The 15,104-nt window shown below is 45.1% G+C and carries 15 protein-coding genes; 7 read left to right on the top strand and 8 right to left on the bottom strand.

All coding sequences use genetic code 11. From position 1 onward, the window contains the following. Positions 1-390 precede the first annotated feature (390 nt). Together ACLIIY_RS25915 and ACLIIY_RS25920 are read right to left on the bottom strand one after the other, a co-directional pair. On the bottom strand, positions 391-1,020 hold the full coding sequence (locus ACLIIY_RS25915) for an SGNH/GDSL hydrolase family protein (RefSeq protein WP_434528805.1): 630 nt from the start codon (positions 1,018-1,020) through the stop codon (positions 391-393). A 205-nt stretch (positions 1,021-1,225) separates the two neighbouring features. Next, positions 1,226-2,071 carry an enoyl-CoA hydratase/isomerase family protein gene (locus ACLIIY_RS25920; RefSeq protein WP_033006300.1) on the bottom strand — a complete coding sequence of 282 codons (846 nt, stop codon included), beginning with the start codon at positions 2,069-2,071 and terminating at the stop codon, positions 1,226-1,228. Positions 2,072-2,397: 326 nt separating this feature from the next. Here ACLIIY_RS25920 and ACLIIY_RS25925 point away from each other — a divergent pair, with 326 nt between their 5' ends. Then, the gene (locus tag ACLIIY_RS25925; RefSeq protein ID WP_434528806.1) at positions 2,398-3,384 is read left to right on the top strand and encodes a zinc-dependent alcohol dehydrogenase family protein; all 987 of its coding nucleotides are present in this window, start codon (positions 2,398-2,400) and stop codon (positions 3,382-3,384) included. Positions 3,385-3,498: 114 nt separating this feature from the next. Here ACLIIY_RS25925 and ACLIIY_RS25930 read toward each other — a convergent pair whose 3' ends face one another. Beyond that, the gene (locus tag ACLIIY_RS25930) at positions 3,499-4,464 is read right to left on the bottom strand and encodes a phytanoyl-CoA dioxygenase family protein (protein WP_434528807.1); all 966 of its coding nucleotides are present in this window, start codon (positions 4,462-4,464) and stop codon (positions 3,499-3,501) included. 166 nt (positions 4,465-4,630) lie between these two features. Here ACLIIY_RS25930 and ACLIIY_RS25935 point away from each other — a divergent pair, with 166 nt between their 5' ends. Further along, positions 4,631-5,521, top strand: a complete 891-nt coding sequence (locus ACLIIY_RS25935; protein WP_434528808.1) for a helix-turn-helix domain-containing protein — start codon at positions 4,631-4,633, stop codon at positions 5,519-5,521. A 90-nt stretch (positions 5,522-5,611) separates the two neighbouring features. Here ACLIIY_RS25935 and ACLIIY_RS25940 read toward each other — a convergent pair whose 3' ends face one another. The 4 genes from ACLIIY_RS25940 to ACLIIY_RS25955 form a co-directional block, all read right to left on the bottom strand. Beyond that, positions 5,612-6,052: a YtoQ family protein gene (locus ACLIIY_RS25940; RefSeq protein WP_020196348.1), complete on the bottom strand. Its 441-nt coding sequence runs from the start codon at positions 6,050-6,052 to the stop codon at positions 5,612-5,614. 33 nt (positions 6,053-6,085) lie between these two features. After that, positions 6,086-6,715: a DUF1349 domain-containing protein gene (locus tag ACLIIY_RS25945; RefSeq protein WP_009704544.1), complete on the bottom strand. Its 630-nt coding sequence runs from the start codon at positions 6,713-6,715 to the stop codon at positions 6,086-6,088. A gap of 199 nt (positions 6,716-6,914) precedes the next feature. After that, positions 6,915-7,517, bottom strand: coding sequence for an NAD(P)H-dependent oxidoreductase (locus tag ACLIIY_RS25950; RefSeq protein ID WP_434528809.1), 603 nt, complete (start codon positions 7,515-7,517; stop codon positions 6,915-6,917). Positions 7,518-7,542: 25 nt separating this feature from the next. After that, complete coding sequence (locus ACLIIY_RS25955) at positions 7,543-8,436, bottom strand: haloalkane dehalogenase (protein WP_434528810.1); 894 nt, start codon at positions 8,434-8,436, stop codon at positions 7,543-7,545. 133 nt (positions 8,437-8,569) lie between these two features. Between ACLIIY_RS25955 and ACLIIY_RS25960 the strand changes: the two genes are divergently transcribed. From ACLIIY_RS25960 to ACLIIY_RS25970, 3 genes are all read left to right on the top strand, one after another. Beyond that, the gene (locus tag ACLIIY_RS25960) at positions 8,570-9,136 is read left to right on the top strand and encodes a TetR/AcrR family transcriptional regulator (RefSeq protein ID WP_039839472.1); all 567 of its coding nucleotides are present in this window, start codon (positions 8,570-8,572) and stop codon (positions 9,134-9,136) included. 254 nt (positions 9,137-9,390) lie between these two features. After that, the gene (locus ACLIIY_RS25965) at positions 9,391-10,320 is read left to right on the top strand and encodes an alpha/beta hydrolase (protein WP_434528811.1); all 930 of its coding nucleotides are present in this window, start codon (positions 9,391-9,393) and stop codon (positions 10,318-10,320) included. Positions 10,321-10,413: 93 nt separating this feature from the next. Continuing rightward, positions 10,414-11,331: a helix-turn-helix domain-containing protein gene (locus ACLIIY_RS25970; protein WP_434528812.1), complete on the top strand. Its 918-nt coding sequence runs from the start codon at positions 10,414-10,416 to the stop codon at positions 11,329-11,331. A 90-nt stretch (positions 11,332-11,421) separates the two neighbouring features. Here the strand turns inward: ACLIIY_RS25970 and ACLIIY_RS25975 are convergent, their stop codons facing one another. Continuing rightward, on the bottom strand, positions 11,422-12,579 hold the full coding sequence (locus ACLIIY_RS25975; protein WP_434528813.1) for an AI-2E family transporter: 1,158 nt from the start codon (positions 12,577-12,579) through the stop codon (positions 11,422-11,424). A 331-nt stretch (positions 12,580-12,910) separates the two neighbouring features. Here ACLIIY_RS25975 and ACLIIY_RS25980 point away from each other — a divergent pair, with 331 nt between their 5' ends. Both ACLIIY_RS25980 and ACLIIY_RS25985 read left to right on the top strand, forming a co-directional pair. After that, a complete protein-coding gene (locus ACLIIY_RS25980; RefSeq protein WP_434528814.1) occupies positions 12,911-13,456 on the top strand; it encodes a sugar O-acetyltransferase in 546 nt (181 codons plus the stop codon). Between the two features lie 99 nt (positions 13,457-13,555). Next, on the top strand, positions 13,556-15,079 hold the full coding sequence (locus tag ACLIIY_RS25985; protein WP_434528815.1) for an AGE family epimerase/isomerase: 1,524 nt from the start codon (positions 13,556-13,558) through the stop codon (positions 15,077-15,079). The last annotated feature ends 25 nt before the right edge of the window (positions 15,080-15,104 follow it).

Genomic DNA, 15,104 nt, shown 5'->3' on the forward strand with positions numbered 1-15,104 from the left:
GGAGAAAGATGACAATACAGCGATTTATAGGAGGTGGTGTTATGACTTTGGTTCTTACCGTTCTTATTTTCCTAAGTTGTATTGCGATGCTCGCGATTGGTGTGATGTTTTCACGTAGGCCGATCAAAGGCGGAGGTTGTTGCAAAGCGTCCGATGTTGCGGATGTGGGCGCACGTAAAAGGCAGTCCCGCAAGGATACATAGAATCCCAGCACACGAAAGCCCAGACAGCGGTTTTGCCTTGGCGTAAACACTTTAAAAATGCTGAACACGCCAACCAGATTACGTGATCGCCTCAAGGGCACAGCGCATACTCGCCCTACTTCTCAACCTTTTCAATACAGGCTTTTCCTTAGACGAAAAGCCTGTTTACTCTGTAATCTCTTAACATCTATGATTTTTGAAAAGACGCTAACACCATAGGTTGCAGTGCTTTAGCCAATTTTTCATGCTGGTCTTGCTGCCAATGAATTCCTTCGTTCGGACAAGATTCCACTACGGTTCCGGCATCAAGAAATGCACATCCCAGCTCTTCCGCTCGGTTTCGATAATGAAAGCCAAACTCTTTGGACTTTTCCGCCCCGCCGATAAACATACTGCCGAAGAAACCAATCTCATGCACGGGTGGCGGCGCGACTAAAAGAACTTGCGGCGCTTCCCGCTTTGCCCAGTTATCAAAGTTAAGAACCTCTTGCGCTAAGCGAGCTGCCCCACGAGAGATATCGAAAGCGGATAAACCCAAACAGTTTTTCATGTCATTCGTGCCGAGCATAATGATGACCAAGTCGGGCAGATGAGATTCCAAGCAAGGGCGTAAATAGCGCAGGCCATTTTTCTCACCTTCAAAAGGGTCATCGTGAACAGTGGTTCGCCCCGGTTGCCCTTCCTCTATGACCTCATAACCGTCCGGTAGAGACATTCGTAACAAGGATGGCCATCGCTCGTTTAGTCCGTAACGGCGGTCTTCATTCGGTACTGCGCCCCAGGTATTTGAATCGCCAAAACAAAGTATGGTCGGCATTAAACGTGTTCCTCACTAAAACTATTGCTTTGCAGTCTATCAAAAACGTTTATCGAGTCTGTGATTTAATTCGAAAGATCATGCCCATAAACAAGCTCGATTGGCCTGCGAATTTAAGAACGATAAACACGTCGGCAGCTGAACACAAAAAGGCGAACCACTTGGCTCGCCTTTCTAGTGCTTAATAAGAAACTAACGCAGCAGCTTAGTTGATGTCTTGCACCTTCATCACCAAGTCTTCCCAATTGCGTTGGTTCTCGATGTCATGCTCTAAGCCTTGATCATCGGCAATTTGGAAACGCTTAACTGCAGGCGTTTTGCTCGTTGCTTGGTAAAGCCAGTATGCTTCGGCTTTCAATGCTTCATCAATTGGCTTGTCGATTGACTCGTACACCATCTGTTTACACGCATTGATAGATTCAGCCGGGAACTTAGAAATTCGCTGCGCTAATGCATCAACATAAGGGCCAATTTCATCCGGTTCTAACGCTTTGTTGATGGTGCCGTACGCTTCTGCTTCATCCGCGTCGAAGTCTCGAGCGCTCAAGATGATCTCTAGGGCACGACCTAACCCCACCTGACGCGCCATACGAGATGCACCACCGCCACAAGGCAAGATGCCCATACCCACTTCCATTTGCATGAATTTGTATTTACCGCGAGCGGCAAAACGCATATCACAGGCCAATGCAAATTCATGACCGCCACCACGGGCAAAGCCTTCTAGCTTCGCAATTGTGGCTTGTGGTAGCTTGCTGATTCTTTCGAGAACCGCTTGAAGATCGAGTAACTTCGCTTCTTCGCGAGAAACGGCCTCTGTCGACATCTCTTTAAGCAATTCGGTATCGTAATGACAAACCCAAATCTCCGGGTTGGCTGATTGGAATACAACCACTTTGACACTACGATCACGTTCTAATCGCAGTGCTAACCCATTCAAATCCGCCAACATTTCCTGCCCTTGCACGTTTACCGTACCAAAATCAAACGTGACATAAAGAATTGCGTCTTCTTGCTTTGCAGTAAACGTTTTGTAGCCTTCGTAAGCCATATCCTTTTCCTTTTTCCAATAAAATCATTAGGTTGCTATTTTTCAAAGCAACTCAATTAACGTTACGCCTCTAAAAAACATCAAACAATGACGCATAAAAAGAAACAGTATCTACGAAAACTAAAAGGTGATTTCCTCAATAACGGCTAGCAACAAATCACGCAAATCTGATCTTTACTCTCAATTAGTGAGTAAGTAACTCTGCGGTTTACTACTCGTATTATTATCAACAAAAACTTAAAACTGATTTCTTTTTCAGCCCAATTATCAATTTTGAAATCGCGCCTATACTGAATCCATACAAACGCACAACCGAGGAAATCATAATGAAAGCAGCCGTAATTCGTCAGTTTGGTAGTTCAGAAGTATTCGAAACAGCAGACGTGCAAAAACCGGAAATTAAAGCGGGCCACGTTCTAGTTAAAGTCGCTGCATCAAGCGTTAATACTGTTGACATGATGCTGCGTGAAATGGGCGAAGGTTTACCCTTCCACCCACAACTTCCGGGCATTCTAGGGATGGACTTCGCAGGTACGGTTGAAGCCGTTGGTGAAGGTGTTACCGAATACACGGTTGGTGATGAGGTTTATGGTTGTGCGGGTGGCCTTGGTGATCTTCAAGGCTCGCTAGCGGAATACATGGTGGCAGACGCTGACCTTATCGCTCACAAGCCAAACAACCTTTCTATGCGTGAAGCGGCGGCAATTCCATTGGTTGGCATTACGGCTTACGAAGGTTTAATTCGTGCTGGCGTTCGCCAAGGTCAAAAAGTACTGGTTCATGGCGGCGCAGGTGGTGTTGGCCACATTGCACTGCAGCTTGCTCGTCACATGGGGGCTGAAGTATTCGCGACTGGCTCCACAGGAGTGAAGAATGACCTGATTACTGAACTTGGTGCTACAGCTATTGATTACCGTACTGAGTCAGTAGCCGATTACGTTGCGAAACACACCTCTGGTGATGGTTTTGATGTAGTCTTCGATTCAGTTGGCGGTGCAAACCTAACTAACTCGTTTGATGCAGCAAAACTCAACGGCCAAGTTGCAACAACCGTGTCTTTGCATGAGCAAGATTTAAGTACCGTTCACATGAAAGGCTTGTCATTGCACGTGGTATTTATGCTTATTCCGATGATCCATAATGTTGGTCGACGTGAACATGCCATCATCCTAAAAGAGTTAGCTAAGATTGCAGAATCAGGCGCACTAAAACCGGTTCTCGATGAACACGAGTTTACCCTTGAGCAAGCCGGCGCTGCGCATGATCGTCTAGCCAGTGGTCAAGCGATTGGTAAAGTCGTCGTGAATATCTAAGTTTTGTCTTAGTGACATTAACAGCACAATTCAAAAAGACCTCCGTGATGGAGGTCTTTTGTTTTTAGCTAACTTTATTTTCAGCTTACCTTGGTTTTAGCCAGAGCTATCTGTTTAGGCAGACTCAGGTACTTTCCAACTCACCAGACCTAGCAACTTCTCACCTAGTGGTGTGAGCTTAGCTTGGGGATACTTCACCTGTTCCCAATTGCGTGGATCACCCGGGAAAGCAAACCCTTCTGGTGGAAGACGATCTTGCCAAGAGCGAACACGCCAATCTCGAATTGGTTGGTTATCTTCTTCTGCCGGAACCATAGAGATATATTGCGCCATACGTACTTTATCGGACTGGTTCGGGCGAATGCCATGAGGAAGCAGGCTATTAAAGATCAACAAGTCCCCTGCTTTCATCGAAATAAACTGCACCTCAAAACCGGTGAGATCTGGCACATAAGGGTCACGGTCAGCAGGCTGGGTTTTGCGCCACTCTTCCAGTTGACGATAAAGCTCCGGCACACATTGGAAACCACCAGTTTCTTCGTCCGTATCAGACAGTGCCAGCACACCTTGCACGTTTACTGGCAATGGATCGAGTGAGGAATCCGCATCCCAATGAACAAAGCCACTGAATTCACGACCCGATTTATTCGGCGGATTAAGGTTAGCGCGGTCAATAGTGACCCATAAGTTTTCCTGATCCCAAATATCAACAAATGCGTTATATACCTCTGGGTTCTGGCGGTTATCCCACAGCACTTGGTTGTTATAACACTCCACCATACCAGAGTTGTTGAGCTCAACCATGGCGTGGTCACGGCGCTGCGCTTGATACCAAGTGCTCGCATCGTTTGGGTCCATTTCTTGGAATTCCCATAGGAAATCCTGTGAACGCTTTACTGCTTCCGGAGAGATGATTTGACGCAGCACCAAATAGCCATTGTGTTGCCAAAAGTCGAACTGTTCTTGGGTTAATTTTTTCAACGGCAGTGTTTTTTTGATGTCTTTTAGTTGCGCTGAATTGATGTTGGAAACACTGTTATTTCCGGGTGCGTTGTCGCCGAATCCGTATTTGTTTTTCATAGTGACTGATTCCTGTAGGGCTGATTATTATTGGTTTAACAAGCGTTGAGCGCGCTTGGTTAGTCACATTCTGACAACAATTAATCCAACAAAGTGATACAAAAAACGCAGATACTGATACTTTACCGTCATAGAAACATTCGCGTTAGATAGGTTTGTATTACTCATGAAAGCTCAATACGAAAAGGTTCAATACAGCCAAGACAATTCATGGCAACTGCTGATTCGGCGCTTAGAGGCTATTCCTTTCGAATGGCATTTTCACCCTGAGTATGAGCTGACACTGACTCTGAACAGCAAGGGGGAACGCTATATTGGCGATACGATCTCTGAGTATGAAGATTTTGACTTAGTGCTATTAGGCCCCAACATCCCTCACACATGGCAATCAAGAACAAGCCTAGAAACAGATAAGGAGCAGAAGGTTTATGTCTTGTGGTTTGACACACAATGGATAGAGGAACTCTCCCGTTTATTTCCTGAATGCCAAGCCTTTTCTCCCCTGCTACTCGAAGCTCATAGAGGGCTGCACTTCTCTCAAGCCCTCGCCAAGCAATTGTTACCTCTGTTTGAAGAGTTAGACACTGCAACACCGATGCAAAAGCTCACCATCATGCTGAGTATTCTTGATGAACTAAGCAGCACTGCTGATTACCAACCTATATCAGTGAATCAAACCTTGAACCGACAAGACTCCGACAAACGCCAGCAAAGATTACTCAGTCAATTGCTTGAAGCAATACACGCAAACTACACCGAACCGCTATCAGTCACAGAGTTGGCCTCTTTGGTTGGAATGAGTGAAAGTACCCTAGGGCGATTTTTTAAAAAGATGATGGGACAGAGTGTCCGTCACTACATCACTCAAGTAAGACTGGGTAAAGGCTGTTCGCTATTGGTACAAACCGACAAGCCCGTTTCCCTCGTTGCGGAGTTATCTGGATTCAATAACTTGTCGAACTTCAATCGATTGTTCTTAAAATACAAGCAGCTTACGCCCAAAGCATTCCGTGCGAAGTTCACACAATCCCATTGCGAAACAGAAAAAAACGCATAGCCAAATGACTATGCGTTTAAGTATCTAAGTGCATTTAAAACCCTAAAGATCAGCTTATATCTATGACAAGATAGAGTTAGCTTCGAGTGATTAAGGGTTTACCGTGTACGCGATTAATTCGACGATCTGTTCTGGAGTCGTTGCCCATGCCTGAGCAGAAGCATCAACTTCTTTAAGTGCATGGACAATGTTTTCATCATGCAAAGTGATGTAAGGCTTACCTAAAGCGGCACAGAAACCGGCATCAAACGCCGCATTCCACTGCTTGTATTTGTCACCAAATCGAATCACGGCAAGGTCACAAGACTTAATGGCGGTCTGAATTCGAATCGCATTTACTTTCGCTGATTTATGATCGCGCCAAAAAGGATTGTCTTCCGGGCCCAAGCCATCGCCCGCTGCATCACTGGATTCATGATGCGTGTTGGCAGAAATAAACGACACATTCAGGTCTTTTGCCTCACAGCCTTTGATGATTTGCTCACGCCAGTCGGTATGGATCTCACCCGACAGGTACACAGTTAACTTCATAATCCCTCACTTTGCTTTGTTGTGTAGTTGGATTTAAACCGCATGCGCTAGCCATTTACAAGGCTCTAAACGCATATCTGTGAATGTGGCGGTAAATGAAGATTTAAGCGGACTACAAGCATAGACACCAAAACTCACAACATTGTTTGCCGGCAATGGTGGGTTGCACTTGCCCATTTCTGGGGTAGTTTCACCCAGCTTATGTAGGTGGAAGATTCGCATTTGTTTAAATGCCACGCCATCAAAAGAAGACTCAATCAGAAAATCTGGGCCACGGCGACTCAAGCGATACCAGATTGCCTCAGGCAGCGGGATGTCAGAGGTTGCCCAATCAGAGTAACCCAAGTTTGTCACGACACTGCCTAGACGTGAGAAAGCTTCGTTCTCATATTCGATAGAGGCTTTAAACCAGTTTTCGCTGTCGAGGTAAATAATCAAACCACACTGATCAAATTGCGCCTGATAATCAAAACTCACTTTTGTGGTAAAAGTAAAATTCTCTTCCGATTCGATTTGCAGTGCCGGCGCATTATCATTTCTAAAGCCGTAGTATGAACGCTGCCAAAAATCGGTTTCTGGCTCCGTCGTGATGGAAACAAAGTCCTGTGTCACTTCGCTCACTTTAGGTTCAAAAATCCACTTACCGACAGTAAAATCTACCATTGTTTCATTCCTTGTTTATTCTTGTTCTTCACAACTCACGCCGATGTGCTTTATCAATCAGCCGCTCTGTATTATTCCATATTCCGTACTGCTGACAACGTATCCAGCTCAACAAACAAACACAATTTTTCGATAAATAAAAAGAGCGAACTGATTGATTCGCTCTCGTTCAGATTAGAATGCTATCTAGCTTGGCTGTTTATGCTAAACCTAAATCTTCATAAACATCTTCAAGCTCTTGCGTCATGCTGTCGTAGAGATACTGTCTCGGGTTTGAACGCTTAGGATCATCAATTTTCTCTACCAGTTGAACCCCAAAAGCCTCAATCTCCTCCGGTTTGGCCGCATCAGCATTAAACATATATTCAGGCTGAAGATAGTTCATTTGAATTAAGTTTGCCGTGAGCTGAAATGGTCGCAGCAAATCAGGTACCGTGGTGAAAATATCAAAGCCTGAGTAGAACTTTTCACGACCACCAACCGATAGGACAAGCTGCATGTCTTTCCCTTTCAACTTGTCACCTTGTGCGCCATATGCGAAATCGTGGGTTAGAACATCATCTAACCATTTTTTCAACAGTGGTGGCATTGAATACCAGTAGAAAGGAAATTGCAGAACAACGCGGTCATGCTCTAACAATAACGCTTGTTCCTTCTCTACGTTAATTTGGAAATCCGGATACTCCGCATAGAGATCGCGACTTGTGGTGATCTTGCCAGATTCCTCAAGCTGAGTTTTCCATGTTTGGTTGTTGCGGGAGCTTTCCAAATTTGGATGGAAAACGAGATTTAGAATTTTCATGGGTGATTTCTCTTAAAAACGATGCTTAAAGCTTGAAATGTTCAACAGCCGCTTGAGCGACTTCTTTGCCGAATTCTTGAACAAAATGCCCCGCTTCAGGCACGTCCATAGGAGCAGGACAACCTTTTATAACCGTTTGCATGTACCCCATTACGGCAGGACCTAGCATTTTGTCTTTCATACCAACAGCCATAAAGGTTTCCCCTTCCCATTCCTTACCCCAGAAAGGAACCGCTGCTGTAGAAATATCAATGCACGCTTGGTCTGGATTAGCGACCATCTTCGGCATCTTACGAACAGCTGCTTTGAAAGATTCATCAGGGAATGGGGCAGCGTAAGCACGAGCCTCTTCATCATCTAACGTTGGTGCGTACTTCTTCATGAAGAGGTCCAGCGCCAACTCTTCTGGTTCGACGATGTCTTTCTTCCATTCCAAGAAGGCTTCTTGAGTGGTTGGCCCCATCAACAAACCCGTGTTCATGATCAGTAATCGCTTAAAACGTGCTTTCATCGCTTGTGGCAAAGTTAGGCCAAGCAAACCGCCCCAATCTTGAACCACCAACGTAATGTTATTTAGATCTAGGTGCTCAATCAGTCCAAGCAAATAGTTGCGGTGGAACTCGAAGTTATGGGTGTCTTCCGATACTGGTTTGTCAGACTTACCAAAACCCAGCAAATCCGGTGCAATAACGCGTGCTCCCGTATCAACAAATACTGGAATCATTTTGCGATATAGATAGCTCCACGTTGGCTCACCATGAAGTAGAAGGAAAACTTCATCGGAGTTCGGGTTTCCCTCATCCAAGTAGTGACCTCGAATACCCTCATAGCCTTTTAAACCTTCTACATAGTGGGGTTTGAATGGGTAATCTTTTAAATTTTCGAATTGAGCATCTGGTGTACGTTGGACTTGAATCATGGGTATCTCCTTTTGAAATTAGGTCGCATGACCTACTGGTTGAAAAATTAGGTCAATAGACCTAATATGTCAATACTCTTTTTCAAATTAAGATCAAACGTGATCCTTAATCTAACGCTCCGAGATGTTGTAAATGCCTAAAAAGTCAGCAAAAGTAGAAAGAATTCTTGATATAGCAATCGAGCTATTAAAAACAGAAGGTGACTTCGGTGTAACGATGCGCAAGGTCGCAAGCGTCGCAGACATGTCTTTAAGCAACGTTCAGTATTACTTCAAAACGAAAGATGACTTACTCAAAGCCGTGGCCGATCGTTATTTCCAACAATGTTTAGACGATTTAAGAGCGTTACCGGTGATGGAAGAAGAAAAGGCATTGAGACCAATTGTCTCTATGCTGCTTTCACACGGTCATGAGCTTTCTGACATGTGTCGAATCTTCAGAGAGTATTGGGCAATCTCTACGCGTAATGAAAGTATTGAGTCTTACCTGAGCGATTACTATCAAACGATGGTCGTGGTAATGAAAGAGAAAATCGCGCCGCTAGCAAAAGATCAAACCTCGCAATCACGAGCAGTATCGATTCTTATCCCATTCGTTGAGGGATACTCTGTGACGGCGAAAGCAATGCCAGTTTCACTCGATGAAATGGTCGACACGATTGAAGCGATGCTACTCGTTAATTTACGCGGGGATTACTAGAAACATACAGCGCTACGCCATTTCAACAGGTATGAATATCAAAGGCGGCTTCCCCGCTGCCTTTTGCAAACCATTCAACTCTCGCTAACAGCTCGGATTTTCAACTTCAAACGCTTTAACACGCATTCACAACACGCCACTTTTGTTTGGTTGTCCCTCGGGGTTTTGTATACACATTGCGGTGTTTTGTGCACTGACTAAAAATCACCACGGAGTACGATAGTCACATCAACAAACACAAGAGAGATAACGTGATGACAGTACAAAAGGTTGAATTTAAAAGCTTGAGTCTAACTTTGGTTGGCGATATGTACCTACCCCAAGGTTTTGATGAATCAAAACAATACAAAACCATCGTAGTTACCCCACCAGCGCACCAAATCAAAGAACAAACCGCTGCGGTGTACGGCCCTATCTTTGCAAAACTGGGCTTCGTGTATCTTGCTTTTGATTACAACAGCAAGGGTGAATCGGACAGCTACAGCGAAGGTTTCAGTAACGATGAAAACAGCTTCCGTAAGCATGAAGATCTACGCAACGCGATTTCTTTCCTTTGCTCTTTACCTTATGTAGACAAAGACAAGTTGTACGGCATTGGCATCTGTGGCGGCGGCAACATTATGAGTAGCGTGCTTATCACAGACTTACGAGTAAAAGCTTTTGCTTCTATCAGTGCAATGTTAGCAACCGATGCTATGTTCTTCGGTGATAAAGCCGCTTACCGAGGCATGATCGGCGCGGCAAATGACGCTCGCCAACGCATGTACGATGAGCAAAGTTCGGAAACATTCGACTTGTTTGGATACGACGATCCCGATTACAAATGGAACAACCCTCAAGCTTCAGAAGCAGCACTTGAAGGTTATGAGTTCTACGGTACCGCTCGCGCAGGCAGTGAGACCTATCCTAGATTCTCTAACGAAGTGTTATCGAACATTTATGAGTCGGCAGTACTGAATATCGGTGAACGCTACGCTGAACACATGGCTCAGCCATTCTTGGGTGTTGTAGGCGAACGAGCAGATACCGCAATCGCAACTGAGCTATTCTTTGAGAAGGTCACATCGCCAAAAGAACTGTTTACCGTGCCTGGCGCGAGTCATGTAGACTTATACGATGTTGAAGAGTATGTAACGGTTGCTGCGAACAAGATTGCTGAGTTCTTCAATAGCCAAAGCGCATAAGGCTGTATCGCGAAATAAACCAACAAGTTAATTCATGGCAACACGGCAACAGTGGCAGCTTGGTTATCTGCCACTGTCATTTTAGGTAATCGTATGAAGAAGTATCATTTTCAGTCCATCGCAGAGCAAAACGAGTGGTTTGGAATTCGCCCTCCTGAGCATCCGTTAATTGATGTCATCAAAATGGATTCTAAAGACCACGATGATGATCTGCGATGCGACAACGGTTTTGCTATCTCAAGCGACTTTTACTCTATCTCGCTGAAACACATCACTTCTGGCGAGTTGCTTTACGGTCGAACCAAATACGATTGCTCCAATGGCACCATGATCTTTATTGCACCCGAGCAAGAGATTGCTGGCATTGGCATTAAAGTCGACTCTGTGGCTCGAAGCATCTGTTTCCATGAGGATTATATTCGCGGCCACGAACTGCAAGAACAGCTTAAGAAGTACCATTTCTTTAAGTATTCTGTGAACGAAGCGCTGCACCTTTCGCCAAAAGAAGAAAAGCAAATGGCGGCGATTTTTGACGCTATTGAAGCGGAGTATCGCAATAACTTGGATGCTTTCACCAAGGAACTGATTTTGTCGCAACTCGGCACATTACTGATGTACGCCAATCGCTACTATCATCGTCAGTTCTTAATGCGTAAAGAGTCTGAAAGCTCAGTATACGAACGCTTCTCACAGCTGTTGGACTACAGAATGCAAGCGATTCTTAATGAGTCTTCTAGTATCCCAGAAGTGGAAGAATTGGCTTCAAGCATGAATATGACCAGCCGATACTTGAGCGATGCACTTAAAGCAGAAACGGGCAAAACGACCAAAGATTGGATTCACAAAACCTTGATCGATAAGTCGAAAGATCTGCTTCTCTCTACCGAGGATTCTGTTGCGACCATTGCCTACACACTTGGCTTTGAGTATCCACAGTACTTCTCTCGCCTATTCAAAAACAAAGTCGGTTTGACTCCCTCCGAATACCGCACAGAGAATAGATTGCATTAAAAGCGTGTTTATAGCTGATTAACGAGCACAAAAAAGACGGCCATGTGAGCCGTCTTTTTTGTTTATCTGCAGTAAAAACTGAATAAAACGTTAGTCGTTCGAGTCCTTTCCTTTTTGTTCGGTTTCTTGAGTAGGTTCTTGTGCCTGTTCACTTTCGATCACATCAGCAACGTCTTGGGTTTCTGTGTCTACCCACTTCATAAACACTTGGTAACCCGCCGCTAAGAAGGCAGCACCAATGAACATGCCAAGAATACCACCCGACATCATGCCGCCGACCGCACCAATCAAGACAATGGGCATAGGGACTTCTAACCCACGTCCGAGAATCAGTGGTTTCAAGAAGTTGTCGATCAGACTCGCTGCAATCAATAACACAGTAAAGATGAAGTTATGAACCGTGCCGCTATCTCCTGCCCATAGAATGCCGACGGCAACCAACGCAATAATGGTCACTGGCAATTGCACAATCGCAAAGATCAACGCAATGAGTGTAAACAATGCTGCGGCAGGTACACCGGATAACGCCACGACACCACCGAATGCCATTGCCGTTAAGAACGCAATACCGATGATTCCCACGGCGACTTGCCTGATGGTGGCCGTGGTGAGTTGATGTAAATCTGGCCCCCTCACCTCATCAGTGAAGCTAATGAAGATCTTACGTATCGACTTTGCAGCAGGTTGAGCCCAAGCGAGCATGATACCGGCGATAATGATCGCGCCTATCAGCATAAACACGCTCTTCGCCGCTCCCGTTGCACTGTCAACGAACCAACTAAAGAAGCCTTTGATTTGAGGCTGACGCTTTTCGACAAACGTTGGCAGATCGTCTGCGGCCTCAAACCAAACGGCATGAACTTTTTCACCAACTAAAGGCCAAGTTTTGACGCTATCTGCAGGCTTGGCGATGACCAAAGTGCCATCTCGATACGATTCAAATGCACCGAGTGTTTTCGAAGCAAAGGAATTGCCCACCATGGCCGTTGGCGTGCCGAGAATCAAAACCCCAATGATGGCAATTAATGTGGCAGCGCGTGCCGAGCTTAACCCAAGCTTTCTTTCAATGACGAGTTTGACTGGATAGAGCGCAATGGCAAGCACCAGCGCCCAAAGTAAGATAGGAAGAAATGGTAAAAACGCCCACCAACAGACAATAACGATAAGCGTCGTGACTGAGAATCGAATCAAAGACGTGGTAAACGCCTTAGCTAACACTTTCTCTAAGTTTTCATTTGGATTGCTCAACTGTTTTTCCCTTTGATTTCGCGCCATATTCTTATTCATCGGTAATCCGATAATCGATGACGCGTGAATAGACCCAACACAGTATTTATCCGCACTTAATCAAAGACCGACGGCTTAAATAGCCACGGTTTCATAAAACAAGCACTCATATAAAACCTAGTACACTTCCCCGTACATTCAACGGTTTAGTATTGAAGTGTTTCTCAAGGCGATGTTATGAAGTGTTATTGAGTGACCATATTCTGATTTTACGGTTCTCAATTTCCACTTGTATAGCGCGCGCTTTATATTGCTCACTTTGTTGCACTATTTAAGCGGTAAGGGCAAAAAGATGTCAGCACTCGAACTTATGCGTTCAGGAAAGGTTTATAACTGCCTAGACGAAGAACTTCAGCTCATGCGGGAACGCACATGTGAGCTCATTTTCAACTTCAACCATGAACCCAATGCAACAAAGCGACATGCACTTCTCGTTGAAATGGGTGTCAATCTTGGTGTTGGTGCTTGTATCCAAGCCCCGTTGCAATTGACGTATGGATGCAACCTTTCAGTCGGCTCGCACACTTACATTAATTGGGACGCCATCGTCATAGACAACGGGCAGGTAACCATCGGCGCAAACGTGATGATTGGCCCACGAGTTCAAATCTACACCGCAGCGCATGCTTTAGAGACAGAGCAACGCCTTGCTGGTGATGAAACTGCAAAACCTGTAACGATAAGAGATAAAGTCTGGATTGGTGGCGGTGCGATCATTATGCCGGGCGTGACGATTGGAGAAGAAGCCGTGATTGGGGCTGGATCGGTCGTAACGAAAGATGTTGCTCCGGGAGACTGCGTTGCTGGTAACCCCGCTCGTTCTATCAAAAAAGAATGACAAGCTTGTCAGCAGAAGGAATAGTAAACCGGAGGGATTCAACAGTTTGTAGAGGTCTCCAACCGATATACTCTTTCTTTTCTTTCAAGGACTTGCTTTATGCCTTTTTCGACAAAGTCGTTAATAATAGCGTTCTCTCTCACCACCAGTTCGCTGTCACTGGCGGCGACAATTGAAAGCTCCGTTTCACACGAAACAGTTTCCCAAGACGCGATTGCAAATAATGCGGCGTCCACGACCTTTCCATCTACTCAGACATGGCTAAACCACGTCACAACTGGCTTAGCCCCTTACTGGATGGATGAAAAAGCTTACGGAGAACCTGTTGGAAACTTCCCCACTTTCCGCTGCAACGATGGTCGCAAACTGGATACAGCTAATGTCTGCAATGAGTTAGATCGAGGTTGGATTACTCCCTATTTTGGTCGTGAATATACGCGAATGAAGTCACGCCAAACCTACGCCTATGGGGTTCTTTTCCACCTGACTGGAGACACTCAAGCCCTTGAGTTAGCTAAACAAGGGGCATATTACTTAATCAATGAATTGCAAGACAAAGAGCATGGCGGCTTTATTTCGTTCACGCAAAACAAACAAGCTGGTTTAAAGTGGACACAGAGAACTTCACAAGACCAAGCTTACGCACTCGTTGGACTTGCAATGTATTACTACTTAACGGGCGATCCTCAAGTAGAAAAAGTGCTTATTGATCAGCAAAAATTTATCTTTGATAACTACAGACTCAACGATGAAGTAGGACTTGCTTGGGTTTTACAAGATGGTGATGAGCAAAGTGCAAAACAGCATGAGTTGGTTGCACAATTAGACCAAATTAACGGCTATATGCTTTTGGTTGCTCCCCTATTACCAGAACCACACCGAACGACATGGCTCAGTGATCTAACTTGGTTAACAGATACATTAGTTGAACATTATCACTCAGATAAAGAGCAGCGCTTCTACGGCGCCATTCATCACAAAGCCGTCATGCAGCCAAACGCTAAACATAACGATTTTGGTCACACCATTAAAGCGTATTGGATGACTTACCTTGTCGCAGAACAAATAAACAATGCCGATTGGAAACAGTTTGCGAAACAAGGCATGAGAACGACATTAGAGCGAGCGCAATATCAACAACAGTTTGAACCAGTTAGCGCTTTATTCTCTGCCGAACTACAAAGCGAATGGACGAATCAGTCCATCCCTGCTTGGCAAAGCCGTCCTTATTCTAACGGCAGCTCTTCTTGGGAATGGGCAGAGCTTGACCAATCAGCCATGACACTTGCCATTTTAGATAACAAGGTGGGAAATGTACTGCCATACACTACCCGTACTTTTATGGATGCATGGGTTGATCATCAATATGGGGGCGTCGGTCTCGATCCAAAATCAACCAAAGCGTTTCATTGGGGCAATGGTTACCATCAATTCGAGCACGCATTGATTGGCACCTTAACGTCTGGTGCACTAAACCAGCAGCCAGTGACTTTGTATTACGCAAATGCGAGCAAAGCGCAATCCGATTTCACGCCTTATTATTTCCAAGGCAAAGTGGATAACTTCAAGCGAACGGCGCAAAGCGAAATTCAAGCCGTGACCTTTAGTAACATCACCCCATAACCACTCTTTGTGTACGTATCAGCAA

The sequence above is a fragment of the Vibrio sp. K4 genome, assembly GCF_051122595.1.
GTDB lineage: Bacteria > Pseudomonadota > Gammaproteobacteria > Enterobacterales > Vibrionaceae > Vibrio > Vibrio owensii.